Raw genomic sequence first — 18,797 nt, 5'->3', positions numbered from 1 at the left:
CTTTATAGATTGACCCCCATCTCCCTTAACATATAATACAATTTATTCACTGGCAACCCCACAACACTATAATAGCAGCCCTTTATTTCTTCTACAAATAAAGATGCTCCTCCTTGTATTCCATAAGCCCCAGCCATTCCACTAGATTCGCCTGTTTCTATGTAATTGTTTATTTCTTTTTCTGATAATTTTGAAAATTTCACCTGTGTACAAACATATTCAGTGCTAATCTCTTGAGTCTTTGTATTTATTACTGCAATTCCTGTATATACCTCATGTGTATTACCGCTTAAATCACTAAGCATTTGAACAGCTTCAAGATTGTCTTTAGGCTTACCAATCACTTTACCGCGAAAATAAACAATAGTATCGCATCCTATTATAACAGATGAGTGTTTCACGCTACTGCAAATAGCCAAAGCTTTCCCTTTTGCTAAAGTCATAACATAGTCTCCACAATTCCCAGAAAATAATATGTCACTTTCTTCAAAATCACTTACCATCACCTTAAAATTACTAGTTATTCTTTTTAAAAGTTCAGCCCTGCGCGGCGACGCAGAAGCTAGAATAATATTCACTACACCACTCCTAATATTTCCTATATAATATTATTGCCAAAATAATGCCTATAATAGACATAATATTAATATTAAAATTTATACCGAAATTTATTGCAAGCACTTTTAAATCTATAAGCATAGGTGTACTCATACCTATCGTGAATGAAGTCTTAAAAAATTTGAGTGCACCGATATTATTTCCTAATAGTTCACCTATAAAACTTCCTGAAATGGCACCTATCATTATAAAAAAAATAAAATACGGATTTCTTTTATCTGCACTTTTCAAATCGTTCGCCCCCCACTTTACTTATATATCTTATACATTTTAACATTTAATAAATTGTTGCACAAGTATATAAAATTATTATTCAAAAAAAGTTAATAATTAAATTTCATTAAGTTTGTGGAATACCAACTGAATATCAGACGTGAAAAACCGCAAATAGATTAAAATAATCCATTTGCGTGTAATCCTCTATGCCTTTAACATCTTTTTTATAAATTTATATATATATATATATCCCTCTTCTGTTTTTTCTTTTTTAAATTCCTGTGGTAATGCTGTTAAATATGTTTTTATTTCGCTCATGTTACTATAATTTTTACTTTTTTCATCTGCGCCCTTTAATGTGAGCATCCATTTCTTAAGATCCGCAGTTTTATATAATTTAGTATCTTTTTCTGAAAGTTTATTTAATATTTTAACATCTGCGCTTATCATTTCATTTGTTTGCGCGCTGGTTGAATCTGATCCATCTAATTTGTAGCTAATCTTAACAAAAGTTATTTTTTTTGCATTAAGTTGTTTAATAACACTTTCTACGCCGCCACTTGGATAAACTCCTAATATAACTTTATTTAAATTACCTTCTACAATAATAAATGGTGTACCAAATTCAGTTAAGCTATTTTTAAGTTGCAAAGCACTGTCCTTATTACTAAAAACTCCACATTGCAATGCTACATAATCTATACTATTGCTTACCGCGGTCGATTTAGAAGTGTCTACCGCATCTTTTTCTAAACTTACTTTAGTGGTCTTATCCGTGGTGCTTGTACCTTGCATATTATGAGGTAGCAGTTTAGAAAAAACTGTTCCCAATGCAATTGCTACTATTAATGTTAATGTAATAATAATTATAAAATTATTATTTTTCTTGGGCGCTTTATAATTATATCTTGTATATCTCACTTTAACATCCCCTAACTTAATAGATCTCTCTTAGAATATTATTAATAATAAAATGATTTTAGAATCAAAAAATAAAAATATATTAGAAACCTGCGTGGAATAATTTATTTCCCATTTAATTTCTACAACAAAAATAACAGACATTAAATGCCTGTTTTTCTAGTTTATAATTGTTTTCTTTAAAATGAGCATATCATTGTTTTTACTATCTAGTTCTAAAAAATTATTTGTTACTCTACTTATTTCAAAGTTATTATTTTTCCATAATTTCAGCATATCATTATTATTAGCTGAAACAAAAGTATAGAAATTACTTATCCCATAATTCTCATGAAAATGCTTTAAAAATTCATTAATTATTATAGTTGATACATCATCACCATACATTTTCGATTCCATTAGATAACACATAATCCATACTTCATTAGGATTTTTAAACTCTATCCTACCCTTTAAAATGCCAATAAGTTCATTTTTACATAAGACTTTAACAAAGTACTCACCTTCACTGACAAAATACTCTAAATATCTTTCATAGAATTCTCGAATGCCATAATTTAATCCATCTTCTATGTTATAAACATGTTGATTATTAATCCAATTCTTTATTTTAAATATATCTTCTTTTTCTACATTTATAATACTAACATCATTGAACTTAATATCTATGTTAAACATGCCTACCCCTCTTTACTTTCATCTCTAATTAGAAATTATTTTTATAACTCATTAATAAATATATTCTACGTTTATTATCAATTTCCTTCAATTTTAATTACAAATTCTATCGACTTAATTTTAGTATCTAACAAACAGTTTTAATAACAAATTCCATAAGCTTTACTTTTAAAATTAAAATAACCCCATAAGGCCTTATAGGGTTATAAACTAATTATTTTTTCTTTATGTTAAATGTAGGCCATTCTTTATTCATCTCTATGCATAAGTGACAAATTTACAATTCTTCTAACTATCTCTTTTGCTTCTGCATAAGGTATACCGCATCTAGTCAAACGCCTAAATATTGCAGGATTATACTTTTCAATTCTAAATACAATTGACTCAACACTATTGTATTGTGGCTTAGGCTTATTGTAAGGCTGCTTAACAGGTTCTCTACTTTGATACTTATCTAATTGCCTTGAAGCCTCATCCTCATATTCATAGTCATTATTAGTTTCCTCACCATACGATGCTCCCATTGGATTAAAATCATTTGTAAACATATCTTCGTTAAATTGACTTGATCCCATCCATGGATTCATTCCAGTATTTTGGTTAATTCCCATACATGAATTTGTTCTCATATTGAAATTTGACTCCTGCCTAAATCCTTCTGGCATTCCCATATTTGGCATAGCATTCATTTGACCACATCCATACATCATAGGTTCTAGTGGAACCATTTCATATTCATCCTCGTTGTCTATATCTTCAATATTTCTGTCCTCTAGTTTCATAATTTCCCTCCCTATTCTGATATTACTAATACATTACCAATTTATGCTGAAGGTTGTGTTTTGATACTAATTTAAAAAAATAAAAAGAAGTGACTTCCTTCAAAATAATTAAAATCATTTTGAAGGAAGCCGCTTCTTAACTAGTGCATTTTATAATTCTTTTAATCCTCTTACTGGTTTTCTCATGTTGCTATCACCATTCATAGTTACAGGATTTTCTTCGTTACTTTCTCTTTTAGCTTGTTTTTTGTGTTTTATATCTGGGTCATTCTTTTTGTTTTTCATAAATAACACCTCTTTCAGATGTTAGTTTTTCCATATTCCTTTTAATAATTCATTTCTTTTAAAATTAATAATAAATAAAAAAAGGTGTGTCATTTCATTAATTAATAACCTGATATACTATTCATAGCATCGCTCATTACACTTGCAAATAATGCAAAAAATATTACGTATAATACTAGAACAATTGCGCCAAATATTAACGATGCTTGACAAAAAGTCTTCTTACTTCTATTTACATCATGTCCTGTTGCCCAAACTATTGCTAATACAAAACCTACAATTGGAATACCCATTACTAACAGTGTTACCAACCATTGTCCTATTGTCATTGGAATTTCATTAACATTAACTGCCTCATTAAAACTTGTTTCCATTTAAAATTCGCCCCCTAATAAATTCTTTTATACTTATAATTATTCTAATTAAAATCTTACCATATATTCTAAAATACTACAATAAATACTTATTATATTATAAAATCGACCAAATCTTTCTTTTAAAATAACTACAACACATCCATATGATTTTAAACACATTAGACGCGTTGTACGTTTTGGCGCTATTCTATACAATAAAAAAGTACCAACACAATCAAAGTGTTGATACTTTTTTATTCTTTGGTGCAACAGACGGGACTTGAACCCGTATGGTCTCCCACACGTCCCTTAAACGTGCGCGTCTGCCATTCCGCCACTGTCGCATATATTATCTAGTAAAAAGGATTAATCTTGCAGTCACTCCGTATTGGTACCCCTCACGACTACAAGATTGATTATATATCAGTTTGATGTAAATTGTCAATATTTTTTATTCACTATTCCTTATTGATATCACTTAACTCTTTACCGTATAGTTTCACATAAACATTGTAATTTGTCTTTACTTTTTTAACATACTTATCTGTTTCCTCAAAAGGTATTACATCTAATGTTTTTCCATCGCTTGAGTACTCCGCAACCTTAAGCCACTTCTGAACATTTCCACGTCCTCCATTATATGCTGCAAGAACCAATTCTATATTTCCACTAAATTCAGTATTTAAATTATTAATATACCAACATCCCATTTCAATATTAAGTTCGTCATCATATAATTTTTCAACATTAAAATCTTTTAATTTCATATTCTCCGCAATCCAAGTTGCTGTCTCAGGCATTATCTGCATAAGCCCGTATGCGCCTCTATGTGAAGTCGCTTTATCGTCAAAATTACTTTCTGCTCTAATTACTGATATAACTAAAGAAGGGTCTACATTATATTTTTGTGAATACTTAAATATTTGATCCCCATATTTAATTGGGTAAAAACTTTTAAAAATGGTTTTAATATTAATTAAAATAATAAACAGAATAACTAGGCATAAAATCTTTATAATTTTTTTAAACATCATTTTTCACATTTAACCCCTCTAGTTGTGTAATAATCGAATCTAGCTGCAATTTCGTATTTTCAACGCTTCCTCCGTTATCAATGATGAAATCTGCAAATTTCTTCTTTTCATCTATTGACATTTGAGCTCTTATTCTATCCATTGTTTCATCTAGATCCAAACCATCTCTAGACATGACCCTTTGTATTTGAACATCTTTCTCAACCCACACTAAAATCGTTATATCCATATTAGTATGAAAATGATTTTCTATTAAAGTAGGCGCATCTAAAAAGCAAATTTTCATATTTTCTTCTTCACATATTTTTATTCTGTCATTTATCTCCCGTCTTATAAAAGGCATAATTATGCCTTCAAGCTTTTTTCTTAGAAGATCACTCTTAAATATATATTTTCCAAATTCTTTCCTATTAAGTTCACCTTTTTCATTAAAAAACTCATAACCGAATTCTTGTTTAATAGTGAATGCTATCTCAGGGTATATTATAAAAACCTCTCTAGCCACAATATCTGCATCGATGATAGGAAAACATTTGTCTCTTAGCATATTTGTCACAGTGCTCTTTCCACTACCTATCCCGCCTGTTATTCCAACCTTTAACATTATATTATCCCCCGCTTTTATAGTTAACCGCAATTTATAAGTTATTAATTATTTAGCCTCATACCAACTTTCACCAACACTTATTTCTACTTCTAACGGAACTAAAAGTTTAATAACATTCTCCATTTGATCCTTAACCAAATCTTCAACTTGTTTAATCTCATCCCTATATACATTTAATATCAATTCATCATGTACTTGCAAAATCAACGTACTTTTAAGTCCCTCTTCCTTTAATTTATCAAATACATTTACCATAGCTAGTTTAATAATATCTGCAGCACTACCTTGTATAGGTGTATTCATAGCAAGTCTTACACCAAATGCCTTGACCATTTTGTTTGAAGATATTATCTCTGGTATAAATCTACGCCTATTCATTATAGTAGTAACACTACTATTTTCTTCAGCCTCAATCACTATGTCTTTCATATATTTTTTAACATTTGGATATCTTTCGAAATAAGTTTCAATGTATGTTTTAGCTTCTTTCCTAGAGATATTTAAATCTTTTGCTAAACTAAATTCACCAATACCATATACTATTCCAAAATTTACAGCTTTAGCATTACTTCTCATCTGTTTTGTAACCTCATCTATTGGTACATTAAATACCTCAGAAGCTGTTTTAGTATGAATATCACTATGCTCCATAAAAGCCTCGATTAAATTATCATCTTTAGCTATATGAGCAAGTACTCTAAGTTCTATTTGAGAATAATCGGCAGACAAAATAACACACTGATCATTGTGTGGTATAAATACACGCCTTATAGCTCTGCCCATTTCGTTTCTTATAGGTATATTTTGCAAGTTGGGTTCTGTGCTTGAAAGCCTTCCTGTTGTTGCAACTGTCTGCATAAAGTTTGAATGAATTCTACTATCTGTATCAATTGCTGCCTGTAGTCCCTCAATATACGTAGAAAAAATTTTTGTTACCCCTCTATACTTAGTAATTTCTTCTATTATAGGATGCTTATCTGCTAATGCTTCTAAAACTTCAGCATTAGTTGAATATCCTGTTTTAGTCTTCTTTATTACAGGTAAATCTAATTTCTCAAACAATATCTTTCCTAATTGCTTTGGTGATTTTATATTAAATTCTTCTCCTGCTAAAGCAAAAATAGTGCTTTCTAACTCAACTATATCTGCAGCAAACTTTACTTTAAGTTCTGCTAGTTGATCTTTGTCAATCGTAAATCCTTCCGCTTCCATGTATGATATAGCTTCTGTCAATGGCTGTTCCACCTTATACAGAAGTTCTTCCATTTCATACTCTTTAATTTTCTTTTCTAATATCTCATAAAGTCTCTTTAGAAGTGCAACTTTATTAATTTCTTTATCAAAGCCTTCACCCTTAATAGTAATTCTAAGATTTGTATCCATAAGAGTTTCTAAGCTGTATTCTTTTTTTGCAGAATCAAGTAAATAAGCAGCTAGCTCTGTGTCAAATTGTACACCTTGCAATTTAATACCTTTTTTATTGAGAGCAGCGTAAGCATTTTTTACAGCATGAGTCACTTTTTTAATATCATTACTCTCAAGTATAGTTTTCAAACATTTTATAGTTTTTTCTTCATCATCTTTATATAATTCATCAACTTTGATAAGATAGTTTTTTTCTTTGTAATTAAGGTATATGCTATCTATACACATTTTAGAAAACACATTTGCAAAAGATATATCAAAAATTATATAAATAGTATCTTTAATTTCGAGTATAAGCTCCTCAAGTAATGAGACCTTATCTACTACTTTAAAATCAGCAGAAAATACTTCCTCAGTGGAATTTTCATCATCTGCTATTTTACCTATTAAAGATTTAAACTGTAACTTATGAAATAAGTCTCTTACAGCACGCACATCATATTTTTCTTTTGATTTAATTGATTCTAAATCAATCTCCATAGGAACACATGTAATAATAGTGGCTAACTTTTTACTAAAAATAGCCTGTTCACTATATGTTGTTAAATTTTCCACTAGTTTTTTTCCACTAATTTTATCAATATTCATAAGAAGATTTTCTATACTTTTATATTCTTTAATAAGCTTATAAGCAGTTTTTTCACCTATTCCCGGAACTCCTGGAATATTATCAGAAGCGTCTCCCATTAATCCTTTTACGTCTATAAATTCTGTAGGGGTTACTCCGTATTCATCTGTCATACGTTTTCTATCATATATTTCTTTTTCTGACATTCCCTTTTTATTAATTACAACTTTAACATTATCTGTTGCAAGCTGAAGTGCGTCTCTGTCTCCTGTTACTATAAAAACTTCAAGTCCTTCTTTTTCTCCAATTACGGATAAGGTACCAATTAAATCATCTGCTTCAAATCCATCTAATTCAAAGATATCTATAGCCATTTTCTCTAAAAGTTCCCTAACTATAGCAAACTGTCCTTGCAACTCATCAGGCATTTTTTTTCTACCTGCTTTATATTCTTTATATTCCTCATGACGAAAAGTAGGTGCGCGCCTATCAAATGTTGTAACAATATAGTCCGGCTCAAATTCCTCTTTCATCTTTAAAAGCATAGACGTAAAACCATAAACTGCATTAGTGTATATCCCATCCGAATTTGTTAGGGCCGGTAATGCATAAAAAGCTCTATACATAAGACTATGGCCATCTAAAATTAATAGTCTTTCCTTAGACATTGTAAATCCCTTCTTTCAATATGTTTATAATAAATCTTGCATTATGTTCTATTTAATATTATACTCGCTCTAATATTATACTCAATCAATGCAATTATTAACGTTCTTACTACTTGAATATTAATTTTTATTCACCTATGAACACTTACATGAGGCTTAAACCTCACGTAAAAATTTTAGCATATTATGTCCTTAACTTCTAGTTAAATTTACCCTTAATTTCATATAAAAAAGTTTCTCTTATATTATACCCATAAAACGTCCTAAGAATTAACAAACTTTCTAGCTATTTTTTATACATAAAAAAAGATCTACAAAATAAAAATATACTAATTTATTCTAAATAAATATATATCTGTTGCATTAATTATATATATATGGTAAGATATTTTTTGTCAGGTATGCCGAAGTGGTGGAACTGGCAGACGCGCTGGACTCAAAATCCAGAGGTAGCAATACCGTGCGGGTTCGATTCCCGCCTTCGGCACCATATATTTTGAATAATGACTGTATCACTTAGTTTAAAAGCTAAATGGTTCAGTCTTTTTTATTTATTTGCAACAATATTTATAACAACTAGGTTTTAATTCTATTTCTTTGATCTAATATTCCTTATAGCTTATGCTAATATATTGAAAGTATTTCACTGAATCATTTATTTTCTAACTTAAGATCCTCAACTTCTGTTTCTAATCTAGTCTTCAATTTCTGTGATATAATCTTACACTAGACATATTGTGTACCTAATATTTTTCATTCCTTTATCTCTTTAAAAAGCTCATATGCCTTTCTCCTTGCTTCTATAAGAACCTCTTCCCCCATAGGCGTAATTGAGTAGTACTTTCTTATCTTTCCATCTACATTTCTATTGTTAACTTTTAAAACCCCGCTTTTCTCTAGATTGTGAAGTATAGGATATAGAGTTCCTGCACTTATATCATATCCATGCTCTTTAAGTTCATCTATCATCCATAGTCCATAAAAGGGCTCCTTTTTAGAATGATGTAATATATGAATATGAATGAATCCTAAAAATAATTTTCTCATAATTTGCTCTTGCATTTAAATTCCTCCTGTGGTATCTTATTTATAATATCGAATTTCGATATCAATGTTAGATATCATCTTTAGCTATTTACTTTATATTTTATCAATTGGATATAATATAGTCAAGGAGGTCATATCATATGAAAGAAATATTTTATTATTTTTTTTAAAATAGGTTTAATTGGGTTCGGTGGTCCCATGGCACATATTGCAATGATGGATTCCGACCTTGTAGATAAAAGGAACTGGGCCACAAAGGATTAATTTTTAGATGGTCTTGCGGTATGTAATATACTTCCAGGGCCAGTTTCAACTCAGTTAGGTATGTATTTGGGATTTCTTAGAGGCGGAATTTTGGGTGGGATATTGGCTGGTATTGGTTTTATTCTACCTGCATTTGTAATTATAAATATACTTAGTTATGTATATTTATAATTCGGCGAGATACCTAGTATAACGGGTATACTATATGGAATTAACGCAGTAGTTATTGCATTGATATCGTCTTCACTGTTAAATATGTATAAGAAGACAGTAATTAATAAACCACAACATCTCATATTTTTAGTTACAACAATTGCTATAACACTCTTCAAAGTGAATATGATTGTTGCAATGCTCTTTGCTGCTATAATTGGCGTATTTATATATTCAAACCCAACTAAAAATATTAATGGTAAGAAGCTATTTTCAATTGCTGCTCCACTCGCTTTTGCTCCACTACTTTTAAGCCTGTTTATGTTTTTTATAAAGGTTGGATCATTTATTTATGGTGGTGGTTTAGTTGTCATCCCTTTTATAGAAAATGAAGTTGTAAATAAATTAGGTTGGTTAACTCAAACAGAATTTTTAGCAGGTATAGCCCTGGGACAATTAACTCCTGGCCCTGTAGTAATTACTGCGTGTGTTGGCATATCCGGTATACTAGGTTCAATACTAACTTTAATATAACCCAAAGGAGGAATTATAATGACCCAACCATTATTTCAAGCGAATAATCTTATTTACAAATCCAATTTAACTTATAATGATGTAAAAATTAAGCAAGGCATGATTAATTTTATTGTTGGGGATAGTGGATGTGGTAAAAGTACATTTTTAAAGTTATTGAACCAATCCATAAATCCCGTCTCTGGTGAACTATTATATAAAGGTATCCCAGTTGATGCGTATGATCCTATTGATCTAAGGCGTGAAGTAAGCCTAGTTTCTCAGGAAGTATTTCTTTTTGATGAGAGCATAATAGATAATTTCAAAAAATTTTATTCGCTAAGGCAAAAACCTATGCCGCCTAATGAATATATAAGTTTAATTACCGATCTTTGCTGCGTAAATGTTCCGCTTGATCAACATACATCTACCCTTTCTGCTGGTGAACGTCAAAGAGTTTATATATCTATTTTTTTATCATTATGCCCTAGTGTTATATTACTAGATGAGCCAACGTCGGCATTAGATGAGAAAAACAGTCATAAACTAATGAAAAACATAACAGGCTTCTGCAAGGCAAGGAATATTGATGTTGTAATTGTAAGCCACAATAAATCTATTGTTGAAGAATTTTGTGAAAATAAAATTGAAATATTTAAGGAGGGTTAACCATGGAAGGAAGAGTAACACTAGGTATTTTCCAGTTTTCACTTATTTACTTACTTCTAATTATAGTGCTCGTAGTTATGAAAAAATCAAGAGTTAATCAAACAAAACTTCTTCTAGTTGCAAGCTTAAGAATGACCGTTCAACTTGTAATTGTGGGTTATATTCTTCAATATGTATTTAGCAATCCAAAACCTATATTTACTATAATTTTTTTAATACTTATGCTTATTTTTTCTGTTCATATCGTAATCAAAAGCAGAAAAGACTTAAATTACAATTTTAAAATTGCAATAGGGGCATCTTTAACATTTTCAGGACTTTTTGTTTTAATTTTCTTTGTAACTGTAGTTGTAAGAAAATCCATATTTAACCCCCAATACACTATACCCTTAGCTGGTATGATTATTGGTAACGCTATGACTGGAGTAAATATTGCAATAAAAACATTTATGGATGACATAAACAAAGAAAAAAATAAAATTAATACTCTACTTAATTTAGGAGTTGAACCTAAATATATTTTGAAACCTTTTGCTAATAATGCTTTAGAAACCGCCTTAATTCCTACGCTAAATTCCATGATGGGAATGGGTATAATCTTTTTACCTGGAATGATGACAGGTCAAATATTGTCAGGCACATTGCCTACCACGGCTATTATGTATCAGATAGCCATTATGATTGCAATTTGTACTTCTGTTTGCATAACAGTTTTTTTATCCTTAAACTTAGGGTACAAATCTTTATATAATAGTAAAAAACAATTTATATAGATTTAATATTAGGTTAGTAAGTATTTATATTTAGTTAGTTTTAAGTTAAGTATTAGTAAAATCCGGTAAGCCATGTCTTAATGCCATATCAATTTTATCTGCAATTAATTTAGCATTCAAGCCAACAGACATGCTATGTTTTATCCATGGTCCTGGATTTAGTTGTGCACCTATTGACAGCTCTCTTTCTGCTTCTTTTGGACTTAACATAATATCTCCTTCCATAAACTAAACTTTTAATATATTAATTTAATTTTCATTTTTCCACAAATTCGCAATAAAACATATAAATAATTATACCATAATTACCATAAATTAATTTTGTTTGTAATTTTCTTGAAATGATTAATAGCCTCAATGTGAATGTAACTTAATTTGTATTGTGTTACTTTCAGAATATCTAAGTTTTTATATACGTACTCCTCCTTAGATTTTGTTAAAGATAGCTTTACAAATCATAGTATTATTTTATACATATTACAAGCCCTTTTTATTGTTAAACATTTACTATTTTGTAGAATATAAAAGGTATTTACATTGCATTTGTAGAATATATTAACATAAGGAGATGATATTATGTCAAACACATTTGAAAATGAAGATATCTGTACCTTATGCGATGAAAAATTTATAGATAATGATATTGCATTTTCTGAAATTCATACTTTAAAACCAAATACATTAAAAGGCGATACAGTAAAATGTAATATATGTGGTGAACTAACCCCTTGCGATAAAGAAATATAGGAAGAAAATTTTAATAAGTATTAGTGAAACAAGAGTTGTGAGTACTGCAACTCTTGTTTCATTATTTTAGTTGACATATTTTGAGATGCACAAACCCTCATTATCTTTGACCTTTAAATTCTACTATTAGGGATGAGTACATATAATATAAAAATATAAATTATGAGGGGGATTTACATTGCTTGTAGATATAAGTAAAGAAGAAATGAATATTATTATAAAAGCGCTCTCATATAAAATTATAGCTAATACCGAATTTTTAAAGATTGCTTCATCACAAGAATATGTTGATTCATATAATAGTGAAATAAGTCAATTGCAAAACTTGTATGAAAAATATACTGTGATGGCAAATTGGATTTATGAATAGTTATACATTCCCGTCTTCTCACCATAAGGCTTTCAAGAGATTTCTTGAAAGCCCTTTTTTATGCAGAAAATATTAAAAGGATATTTTTTTATCACACATCATATCTAATTATTTAATTGAGCAAAGACTTTCACATTTGGCATTTCTTTGAATATATATAATATGGAAATAATTTTTGGAGGAACTATATGAACAAGCTTTATAATACCGAGGAACCCATTACACCATGGAGAATGATGGATGTGCCTATTTCTACTTCTAATAGCAACACAACTATGCCTATTCAAATGCATACCCCTAACACTAATATGACTATGGGTATATCTATGCCTAATAACAATATGCCTATACCCATGCAAATAATGCATCTGCATATGATGATGAAAATGTGTATAACAATGCATATAAACACTCTGGAAATGATGGATGAGATAGACGATAAGACTGCTAGAATGGATAAGGTGGAAGATAAGACAGGTAAAATGAAAAAGATGGATGAAATGATGAATGATAAGGCAGCTAAGATGGCTAAAATGGATGAAATGTTGAATGATAAAACAGCTAAGATGAGCAAGATGGATGAAGTTATGAATGATAAAGCAGCTAAAATGAATAATATGGATGAAACGATAAATGCTAAAACTGCTAAGATGAGCAAGATGGATGAAGTTATGAATGATAAAACAACTAAGATGAATAATATGGATGAAACGATAAATGCTAAAACTGCTAAGATGAGCAAGATGGATGAAGTTATGAATGATAAAACAACTAAGATGAATAATATGGATGAAATGATAAATGCTAAAACTGCTAAGATGGGAAAGATGGATGAAGTTATGAATGATAAAACAGCTAAGATGAATAATATGGATGAAATGATAAACGCAAAAACAGCCAAAATAAGCAAGATGGATGAAATTATAACTGATAAAACAGCTAAGATGAATAATATGGATGAAATGTTGAATGATAAAACCGCTAAATTGGACAAGATGGATGCTAAGATGAATAAGATAAATGATAAAAGACATCAAAGATGAGAGAAAATAAATCTATAAGATTTAAGTACATGTGAAGTGAAATTCAGAAAAGCAGGAACTATAATACGCCTGAGTATATTTTTTTTAAAAAGAGCCTATCTGGCTCTTTTATTGCTATTTAAACAATTATTATCCGATATATGTACACATGGTATTGCGGATACATCTGACAAACTTAAAATACTATAGTAAAATGAATATAAAGTAGAAAACTTTAAGTAATTTATATGCAAAGGAAGTAGACAATGATAAAAAACGTAAAAATGAGATATCCAGGATATCTTAAGGAATTTAAATGTATAGGTGGAAACTGCAAAGATAGCTGTTGTATTGGATGGGATGTAGATATTGATAAAGTTACATTCAGACAATATTACAAAGTTCAAGATAAAGAAATGAAGCGTATGTTTCAAAAAAACGTTCATAATAATGATGACTATCTAAGTCCTGATGTAGATTATGGAAGGGTTAAACTAAAAAGTGGGAAACGCTGTGCTTTTTTAGACGAAGCAAATTATTGTATCATTTATACTAAAATTGGAGAAGAGTATCTTTCAAATGTTTGCACATCCTTTCCTAGAATAACAAATATAGTAGATGGATATTATGAAATGTCCCTAGATGTAGCATGCCCAGAAGCTGCAAGAATCCTTTTGCTAAAAGAAGACGGGATTGAATTTAAAGAAAGTAAAGAAACTTTAGATAAACACATAGTATCAAGTGATATCGATACTAAATCGAAACAATATAATAATTCACCTGTAAAGTATTTCAAAGAAATTAGAGATTTAAGTATAAAAATAATACAAAACAGAAAATTTAATTTAACCCAAAGGCTTTATATATTAGGTGATTTTATAAAAACATTAAGCACTAAACTTGAAAATAAGAATAGTAATGTATCCAAATTTATAAAAGAATATGATATGAATTTTATTAACTACTCTTCTAAAAAAAATCAATTGAATTATATGACTCAGATGGATTTCTTTAAAAAAATGATGGGTTTTCTAAATGTATTTAAAGAAGTGGATAGTGTTTCTTTTAGGGAATACACTAAACAAATAATATCTGGATACAATTTAGATCAAGACGAGGACATTAGTAAACATTCTGAATTTTACATAAAAGCATTTGAAGATTATAACGAGGATTTTATGAATAAGAATAGCTATATTTTCGAAAATTTTTTAGTGAATTTTATATATAATAATATGTTTCCATTTTCCGAGTCAGAATCAATATTTGATGGCTATATTATGCTTTTAATAAGATATTCATTTATTAGATTTTATTTAGTCGGGAAATATCTATGTACTAAAGAGGATACCAAAGAAGATATAGTTGATTTTATTCAATCTTTCTCAAAAACTATAGAACATCATAAAACTTACTTAGTTGAATCACTAGAATATGTAAAAAATAATAATTTAGATAATATGGAATTTGCTAAAAAACTTTTATAAAAATAATGCCAGAAGCATGAGCGCTTCTGGCATTATTTTTACATAACATTCTATAACTAGCTAACCCTAATCTATTTTCGAAATAATATCTATTCACATAAAAATTTACCCAACTCCATGTCTTCTTTGCTAATATGATTTATCCACCAGTTACATATTCTCTGTTGAATTATAATAATTGATGACGCTTTTATACCATCCAATTCAATAATTTTTCTCAATTTTGACAGACCGTTTTTAAACTTTTGGTGTTCTATGTGCTGAAGTTCATACCCTGGATAATTATTCTTCTTTTGTATAGATTCTTCTTCATTAAAATGTTTTACAACATAATCTTCTAAAAAATTTAACATATTTAATATTCATTCTATATTATATTTTAAACTTTTGAATCATTTTATTTAGCTTTTCAGCTAATTCTGCTTGACTTTGCGCAGCCTGTGCAACCTCATGAATTGCTGCATTTGTTTCATTGATACTTTCTAGTATTTCTTGTGAACTAGCAGAAGATTCCTCAGCTACAGCTGATACATTTTCTATTGCACTTTTAACTTCTGATATCGTTTCTGTTACTGTATCCATTGAAGTCATAATATCAGTAGATAATCCATTATAGAAAGATGCATCTTCACCATATTGCTGCCCAACATTTATTAAAAATTCATAATCCGGTTTAACTTGAGATTCAATGTATTCAAGCACCTCATTTGCATTTCCCGAAAGATTTTGAAATGCTTTCTCTACTCTTACTGTTACTTCTTGGATGTTTCTAACCGTCTCTGTTGATTGCTCTGCTAGCTTTCTTACCTCATCTGCTACAACTGCAAACCCTTTACCCTGCTCTCCAGCCCTAGCCGCTTCTATTGCTGCATTTAAAGCTAGAAGATTTGTTTGAGCTGCTATATTTCCTATTGCTTCTGCCATTATCTTTACCTCTTGAACAACCTTGCCTTCTTCTATTGCATTAATTATGTTTTGTTGTTTTACATTATATACCTCATTTGTTACCTCGTAGCTTTTATTTGCACTCACTTTGATTTCAATTGCTCTCTTTTCAATTTCTTTTGCAGACTTATTCCCCTCATCAGCCTTCCTTGATACTCGAAGTGCGTTTTGTGCAATATCTTCTGTTGTTGCATTTACTTGCTCCGTGGTAGAACTTAATTGCTGTGACCCTATTGATATCTCCTTTATAGATTCTCCAACTATTTCCATCTTCGATGAGATCTCTTCTGTAGTAGCAGAAAGTTCTTCACTAGTGGCACTGATACTTGACGCCCCTTCCATTATTTCTGTAATTAATACTTTTATGTTTTCTCCAGCTTTATTTAAAGAAGTAGCCATTTTTCCTAGTTCATCATTTGCAGTAATTTTCATTATCTGTGTTAAATCTCCATTACTTAAATTATTTGCAAACATCACCACATTATTTATTCTCTTCATAAGCCATGTCGACAATTTTAATCCTATTGAGAAGCTAATTAACAACCCTAACATAATAAGTACTATGGTGACTATTACAGTATTTTTAAATACACCCTTGTTAGAATCGGATTTAATTTTAGCAGATGCTCTATTATCTTGTATTATTGTATTTAATCCATCTTCTATTTGTAATCTCAATGCAGTAAACTCGCCAGTATATTCTTTTGTACCTTCTTTATAGTTACCACTTTTAATTAAATCAATTGTTTTTGTCCTTTGCTCTCTGTATTTAGTTAGTACCAATTTCAATTTATCATAATCATCTTTTTCTTTTGCATTTTCAAAAGGTATCTTTTCATATTCAGCATAATACTTATTATTTTCTGCTGCAATGACCTTGAGATCGTCCTCCATCTTACTAATGTCACTTCTGAACTCAGAATTAATTATATGTTCCATATCCGATTTTCCTCTAGAACTGTTATTTTGAACATTATATATATTCTCTATTCTAGACAAATTGTTATTGTAAATGTATTCACCATTGTTATTAATAACATTTATTCCATTTAATCCACCAAGGCCAACAATAATTAAAAATACGGCACTTATTATATTTATAGCTAATAATTTTTGTGATATTTTCATATTTTTCAACATTTTAATCCCCCCATTGAAATTTACTGATACTAATTTTTAACACGTATCTCTATATCCCTCCATTTATTATATCGTACGCTAAAATATTTACTTAATCCTTATATTTTTTACTTTTATTAAAAAAAATTGTAATATTATAAACTTTTACTTATTACCATAAAAATTCACACTCTAAACCATATATCTACATTTTTAAAATGTTGATATGTTTGAAGTTAACAAAAAAACCAGTACTAAAAATAGTACTGGTTTTTTTAATACAACTATTACAATTCATTTTAATCAATTGAATATATCATCAGCCTATTAATCCATTTACAATTGCGTTTGCTATGTTTTCCGCATTAAATCTATCCATATCTTCTTTAGAATCTACAAATCCACCTTCTAAAAGTATTGCAGGCATTTTTGTGTTTTTTAATACATATAAAAAGTTACCATTCTTTACTCCTCTATTAACATAACCTAATTTTGCTATCTCAATTACAACTCTTTTAGCTATTTCTTTACTCTCCTTTGAAATTGCATAAACTTCTGTTCCCTTTCCACGTCCTCCGTTAAAATGAATAGACACATACACATCTACATTTTCTTCATTTGCATTAGTAACTCTCCTATAAAGTGAATTACTCAAATTAGAATCGCCTCTAGGAGTGCACTTGACTACATCATGCTTAAGCAGTTTTAGTTTTTCCATGACGATATCTCCAACTTCTTTATTTAACTCATCCTCATTTTTTATACCCACGTATCCCATGTCTGCAGGTGGGCAATTATGGCCAATATCAATTCCATATTTCAAAATAATCCCCCTCTAATAAAGCATTTTTTTTAAGCGTATTTTTTAACTCTTATTTTAAAATATGCAATTAGGGCAATTTTGTGTACTAAAAAATAAAGATTCAACATATTTTATTTACAAGAGCGTTGAATCATAGGCGAAGCTATTCATTAGTTGTGTAACAATTTATAACCTGTAGTACTTCAATGTGGTTAAAGGATGTGGTTGTTTGGGTATTAATAGAAATAAATATATTTCACTTGTAATATGTGTGTTTTTTTCTTTCAGCCTTTTCGGGTGTAAATACAATTTTAATAAAAAAGTTTTTAATAAAAGTAAACCAACAAATTATTATTACACCAAATTATTAATGAAAGATATGTCACTTAAAACTCCTAATGAGCTTTATGCCTTATATATGAATTTTTATAAGAAGAAAGATTTTTCTAAAGAGGATTTAACTACTACCTCACAGTTTTTCAATTCATTAACTAACTCTAGTTTCGTGTCTAGACCATCAAACTTACCTGCTAAACCAATATATAAAATATTTATGACATTTAGTGAAAATAAATATGTTATAAATATTTATGACGAAAGATATATTTCAATTTATCCATGGGATGGCGACTTCAATATGGATTATATTGACACAAGTAAAATGTATAAGAACTACAATCTTTATGGTCTATGCAAATACCTTATACCTGAATAAGGTATAAGGTATT

The 18,797-nt window shown here is 29.4% G+C and carries 23 protein-coding genes, 2 tRNA genes and 1 pseudogene; 10 read left to right on the top strand and 16 right to left on the bottom strand.

What is annotated here, in order from left to right; genetic code table 11:
- Positions 1 to 2: 2 nt before the first annotated feature.
- From KPL55_RS02465 to polA, 11 genes are all read right to left on the bottom strand, one after another.
- Entirely contained in the window at positions 3 to 578 is a 576-nt protein-coding gene (locus KPL55_RS02465; RefSeq protein ID WP_216305127.1) for a Maf-like protein, read from the bottom strand.
- A gap of 10 nt (positions 579 to 588) precedes the next feature.
- Positions 589 to 849 (bottom strand): DUF4321 domain-containing protein, encoded by a 261-nt coding sequence (locus KPL55_RS02460; RefSeq protein ID WP_376770420.1) that lies wholly within the window; start codon positions 847 to 849, stop codon positions 589 to 591.
- A gap of 189 nt (positions 850 to 1,038) precedes the next feature.
- Positions 1,039 to 1,755: a hypothetical protein gene (locus KPL55_RS02455; RefSeq protein ID WP_216305126.1), complete on the bottom strand. Its 717-nt coding sequence runs from the start codon at positions 1,753 to 1,755 to the stop codon at positions 1,039 to 1,041.
- Positions 1,756 to 1,914: 159 nt separating this feature from the next.
- The gene (locus KPL55_RS02450; RefSeq protein WP_216305125.1) at positions 1,915 to 2,433 is read right to left on the bottom strand and encodes a GNAT family N-acetyltransferase; all 519 of its coding nucleotides are present in this window, start codon (positions 2,431 to 2,433) and stop codon (positions 1,915 to 1,917) included.
- A 248-nt stretch (positions 2,434 to 2,681) separates the two neighbouring features.
- Entirely contained in the window at positions 2,682 to 3,215 is a 534-nt protein-coding gene (locus tag KPL55_RS02445) for a hypothetical protein (RefSeq protein ID WP_216305124.1), read from the bottom strand.
- A 150-nt stretch (positions 3,216 to 3,365) separates the two neighbouring features.
- A complete protein-coding gene (locus tag KPL55_RS26255; RefSeq protein ID WP_281418793.1) occupies positions 3,366 to 3,500 on the bottom strand; it encodes a hypothetical protein in 135 nt (44 codons plus the stop codon).
- A gap of 101 nt (positions 3,501 to 3,601) precedes the next feature.
- Complete coding sequence (locus KPL55_RS02440; RefSeq protein ID WP_216305123.1) at positions 3,602 to 3,874, bottom strand: hypothetical protein; 273 nt, start codon at positions 3,872 to 3,874, stop codon at positions 3,602 to 3,604.
- Between the two features lie 244 nt (positions 3,875 to 4,118).
- Positions 4,119 to 4,200: transfer RNA gene (locus KPL55_RS02435), tRNA-Leu, on the bottom strand.
- A gap of 114 nt (positions 4,201 to 4,314) precedes the next feature.
- The gene (locus KPL55_RS02430) at positions 4,315 to 4,890 is read right to left on the bottom strand and encodes a lytic transglycosylase domain-containing protein (protein WP_216305122.1); all 576 of its coding nucleotides are present in this window, start codon (positions 4,888 to 4,890) and stop codon (positions 4,315 to 4,317) included.
- Positions 4,880 to 5,494 (bottom strand): dephospho-CoA kinase, encoded by a 615-nt coding sequence (coaE, locus tag KPL55_RS02425; RefSeq protein ID WP_216305121.1) that lies wholly within the window; start codon positions 5,492 to 5,494, stop codon positions 4,880 to 4,882. The genes KPL55_RS02430 and coaE overlap by 11 nt, the downstream gene beginning before the upstream one ends.
- Before the next feature lie 48 nt (positions 5,495 to 5,542).
- A complete protein-coding gene (gene polA, locus KPL55_RS02420) occupies positions 5,543 to 8,158 on the bottom strand; it encodes a DNA polymerase I (protein WP_216305120.1) in 2,616 nt (871 codons plus the stop codon).
- Between the two features lie 403 nt (positions 8,159 to 8,561).
- On the opposite strand from polA, the gene KPL55_RS02415 reads away from it, so the two are divergent.
- A tRNA-Leu gene (locus tag KPL55_RS02415) sits at positions 8,562 to 8,648 on the top strand.
- Between the two features lie 263 nt (positions 8,649 to 8,911).
- Here KPL55_RS02415 and KPL55_RS02410 read toward each other — a convergent pair.
- Positions 8,912 to 9,220 (bottom strand): PadR family transcriptional regulator, encoded by a 309-nt coding sequence (locus tag KPL55_RS02410; protein WP_216305119.1) that lies wholly within the window; start codon positions 9,218 to 9,220, stop codon positions 8,912 to 8,914.
- A gap of 141 nt (positions 9,221 to 9,361) precedes the next feature.
- Between KPL55_RS02410 and KPL55_RS26690 the strand changes: the two are divergent.
- The 4 genes and pseudogenes from KPL55_RS26690 to KPL55_RS02385 all read left to right on the top strand — a co-directional run.
- Positions 9,362 to 9,835: pseudogene (locus KPL55_RS26690) on the top strand (chromate transporter); the annotation flags it as partial.
- Positions 9,809 to 10,156, top strand: coding sequence for a chromate transporter (locus KPL55_RS02395; RefSeq protein WP_376770421.1), 348 nt, complete (start codon positions 9,809 to 9,811; stop codon positions 10,154 to 10,156). The pseudogene KPL55_RS26690 and the gene KPL55_RS02395, both read left to right, overlap by 27 nt.
- A gap of 18 nt (positions 10,157 to 10,174) precedes the next feature.
- A complete protein-coding gene (locus tag KPL55_RS02390; RefSeq protein WP_216305117.1) occupies positions 10,175 to 10,804 on the top strand; it encodes an ABC transporter ATP-binding protein in 630 nt (209 codons plus the stop codon).
- Between the two features lie 2 nt (positions 10,805 to 10,806).
- On the top strand, positions 10,807 to 11,577 hold the full coding sequence (locus KPL55_RS02385; protein WP_216305116.1) for an ABC transporter permease: 771 nt from the start codon (positions 10,807 to 10,809) through the stop codon (positions 11,575 to 11,577).
- Positions 11,578 to 11,622: 45 nt separating this feature from the next.
- Here the strand turns inward: KPL55_RS02385 and KPL55_RS02380 are convergent, their stop codons facing one another.
- On the bottom strand, positions 11,623 to 11,787 hold the full coding sequence (locus KPL55_RS02380; RefSeq protein WP_216305115.1) for a hypothetical protein: 165 nt from the start codon (positions 11,785 to 11,787) through the stop codon (positions 11,623 to 11,625).
- A 366-nt stretch (positions 11,788 to 12,153) separates the two neighbouring features.
- Between KPL55_RS02380 and KPL55_RS02375 the strand changes: the two genes are divergently transcribed.
- From KPL55_RS02375 to fliB, 4 genes are all read left to right on the top strand, one after another.
- Entirely contained in the window at positions 12,154 to 12,324 is a 171-nt protein-coding gene (locus KPL55_RS02375; RefSeq protein WP_216305114.1) for a hypothetical protein, read from the top strand.
- A gap of 178 nt (positions 12,325 to 12,502) precedes the next feature.
- On the top strand, positions 12,503 to 12,694 hold the full coding sequence (locus KPL55_RS02370) for a hypothetical protein (protein ID WP_216305113.1): 192 nt from the start codon (positions 12,503 to 12,505) through the stop codon (positions 12,692 to 12,694).
- A 188-nt stretch (positions 12,695 to 12,882) separates the two neighbouring features.
- Positions 12,883 to 13,737 carry a hypothetical protein gene (locus KPL55_RS02365; RefSeq protein ID WP_216305112.1) on the top strand — a complete coding sequence of 285 codons (855 nt, stop codon included), beginning with the start codon at positions 12,883 to 12,885 and terminating at the stop codon, positions 13,735 to 13,737.
- Positions 13,738 to 13,982: 245 nt separating this feature from the next.
- Entirely contained in the window at positions 13,983 to 15,203 is a 1,221-nt protein-coding gene (gene fliB / locus KPL55_RS02360; protein ID WP_216305111.1) for a flagellin lysine-N-methylase, read from the top strand.
- Between the two features lie 89 nt (positions 15,204 to 15,292).
- On the opposite strand, the gene KPL55_RS02355 is transcribed toward fliB, so the two are convergent.
- The 3 genes from KPL55_RS02355 to KPL55_RS02345 form a co-directional block, all read right to left on the bottom strand.
- Positions 15,293 to 15,556: a hemerythrin family protein gene (locus KPL55_RS02355; RefSeq protein ID WP_216305110.1), complete on the bottom strand. Its 264-nt coding sequence runs from the start codon at positions 15,554 to 15,556 to the stop codon at positions 15,293 to 15,295.
- Between the two features lie 19 nt (positions 15,557 to 15,575).
- Positions 15,576 to 17,288 carry a methyl-accepting chemotaxis protein gene (locus KPL55_RS02350; protein WP_216305109.1) on the bottom strand — a complete coding sequence of 571 codons (1,713 nt, stop codon included), beginning with the start codon at positions 17,286 to 17,288 and terminating at the stop codon, positions 15,576 to 15,578.
- Between the two features lie 298 nt (positions 17,289 to 17,586).
- Positions 17,587 to 18,090 carry an N-acetylmuramoyl-L-alanine amidase gene (locus KPL55_RS02345; protein WP_216305108.1) on the bottom strand — a complete coding sequence of 168 codons (504 nt, stop codon included), beginning with the start codon at positions 18,088 to 18,090 and terminating at the stop codon, positions 17,587 to 17,589.
- 187 nt (positions 18,091 to 18,277) lie between these two features.
- Between KPL55_RS02345 and KPL55_RS02340 the strand changes: the two genes are divergently transcribed.
- Complete coding sequence (locus KPL55_RS02340; protein ID WP_312887195.1) at positions 18,278 to 18,784, top strand: DUF4883 family protein; 507 nt, start codon at positions 18,278 to 18,280, stop codon at positions 18,782 to 18,784.
- Positions 18,785 to 18,797 lie beyond the last annotated feature (13 nt).

The sequence above is a fragment of the Clostridium lacusfryxellense genome (genome assembly GCF_018861735.1).
GTDB classification, from domain to species: domain Bacteria; phylum Bacillota; class Clostridia; order Clostridiales; family Clostridiaceae; genus Clostridium_AD; species Clostridium_AD lacusfryxellense.
Note: the sequence above shows the minus strand (reverse complement) of the source record. Positions and strands in the feature narration are given on the sequence as shown.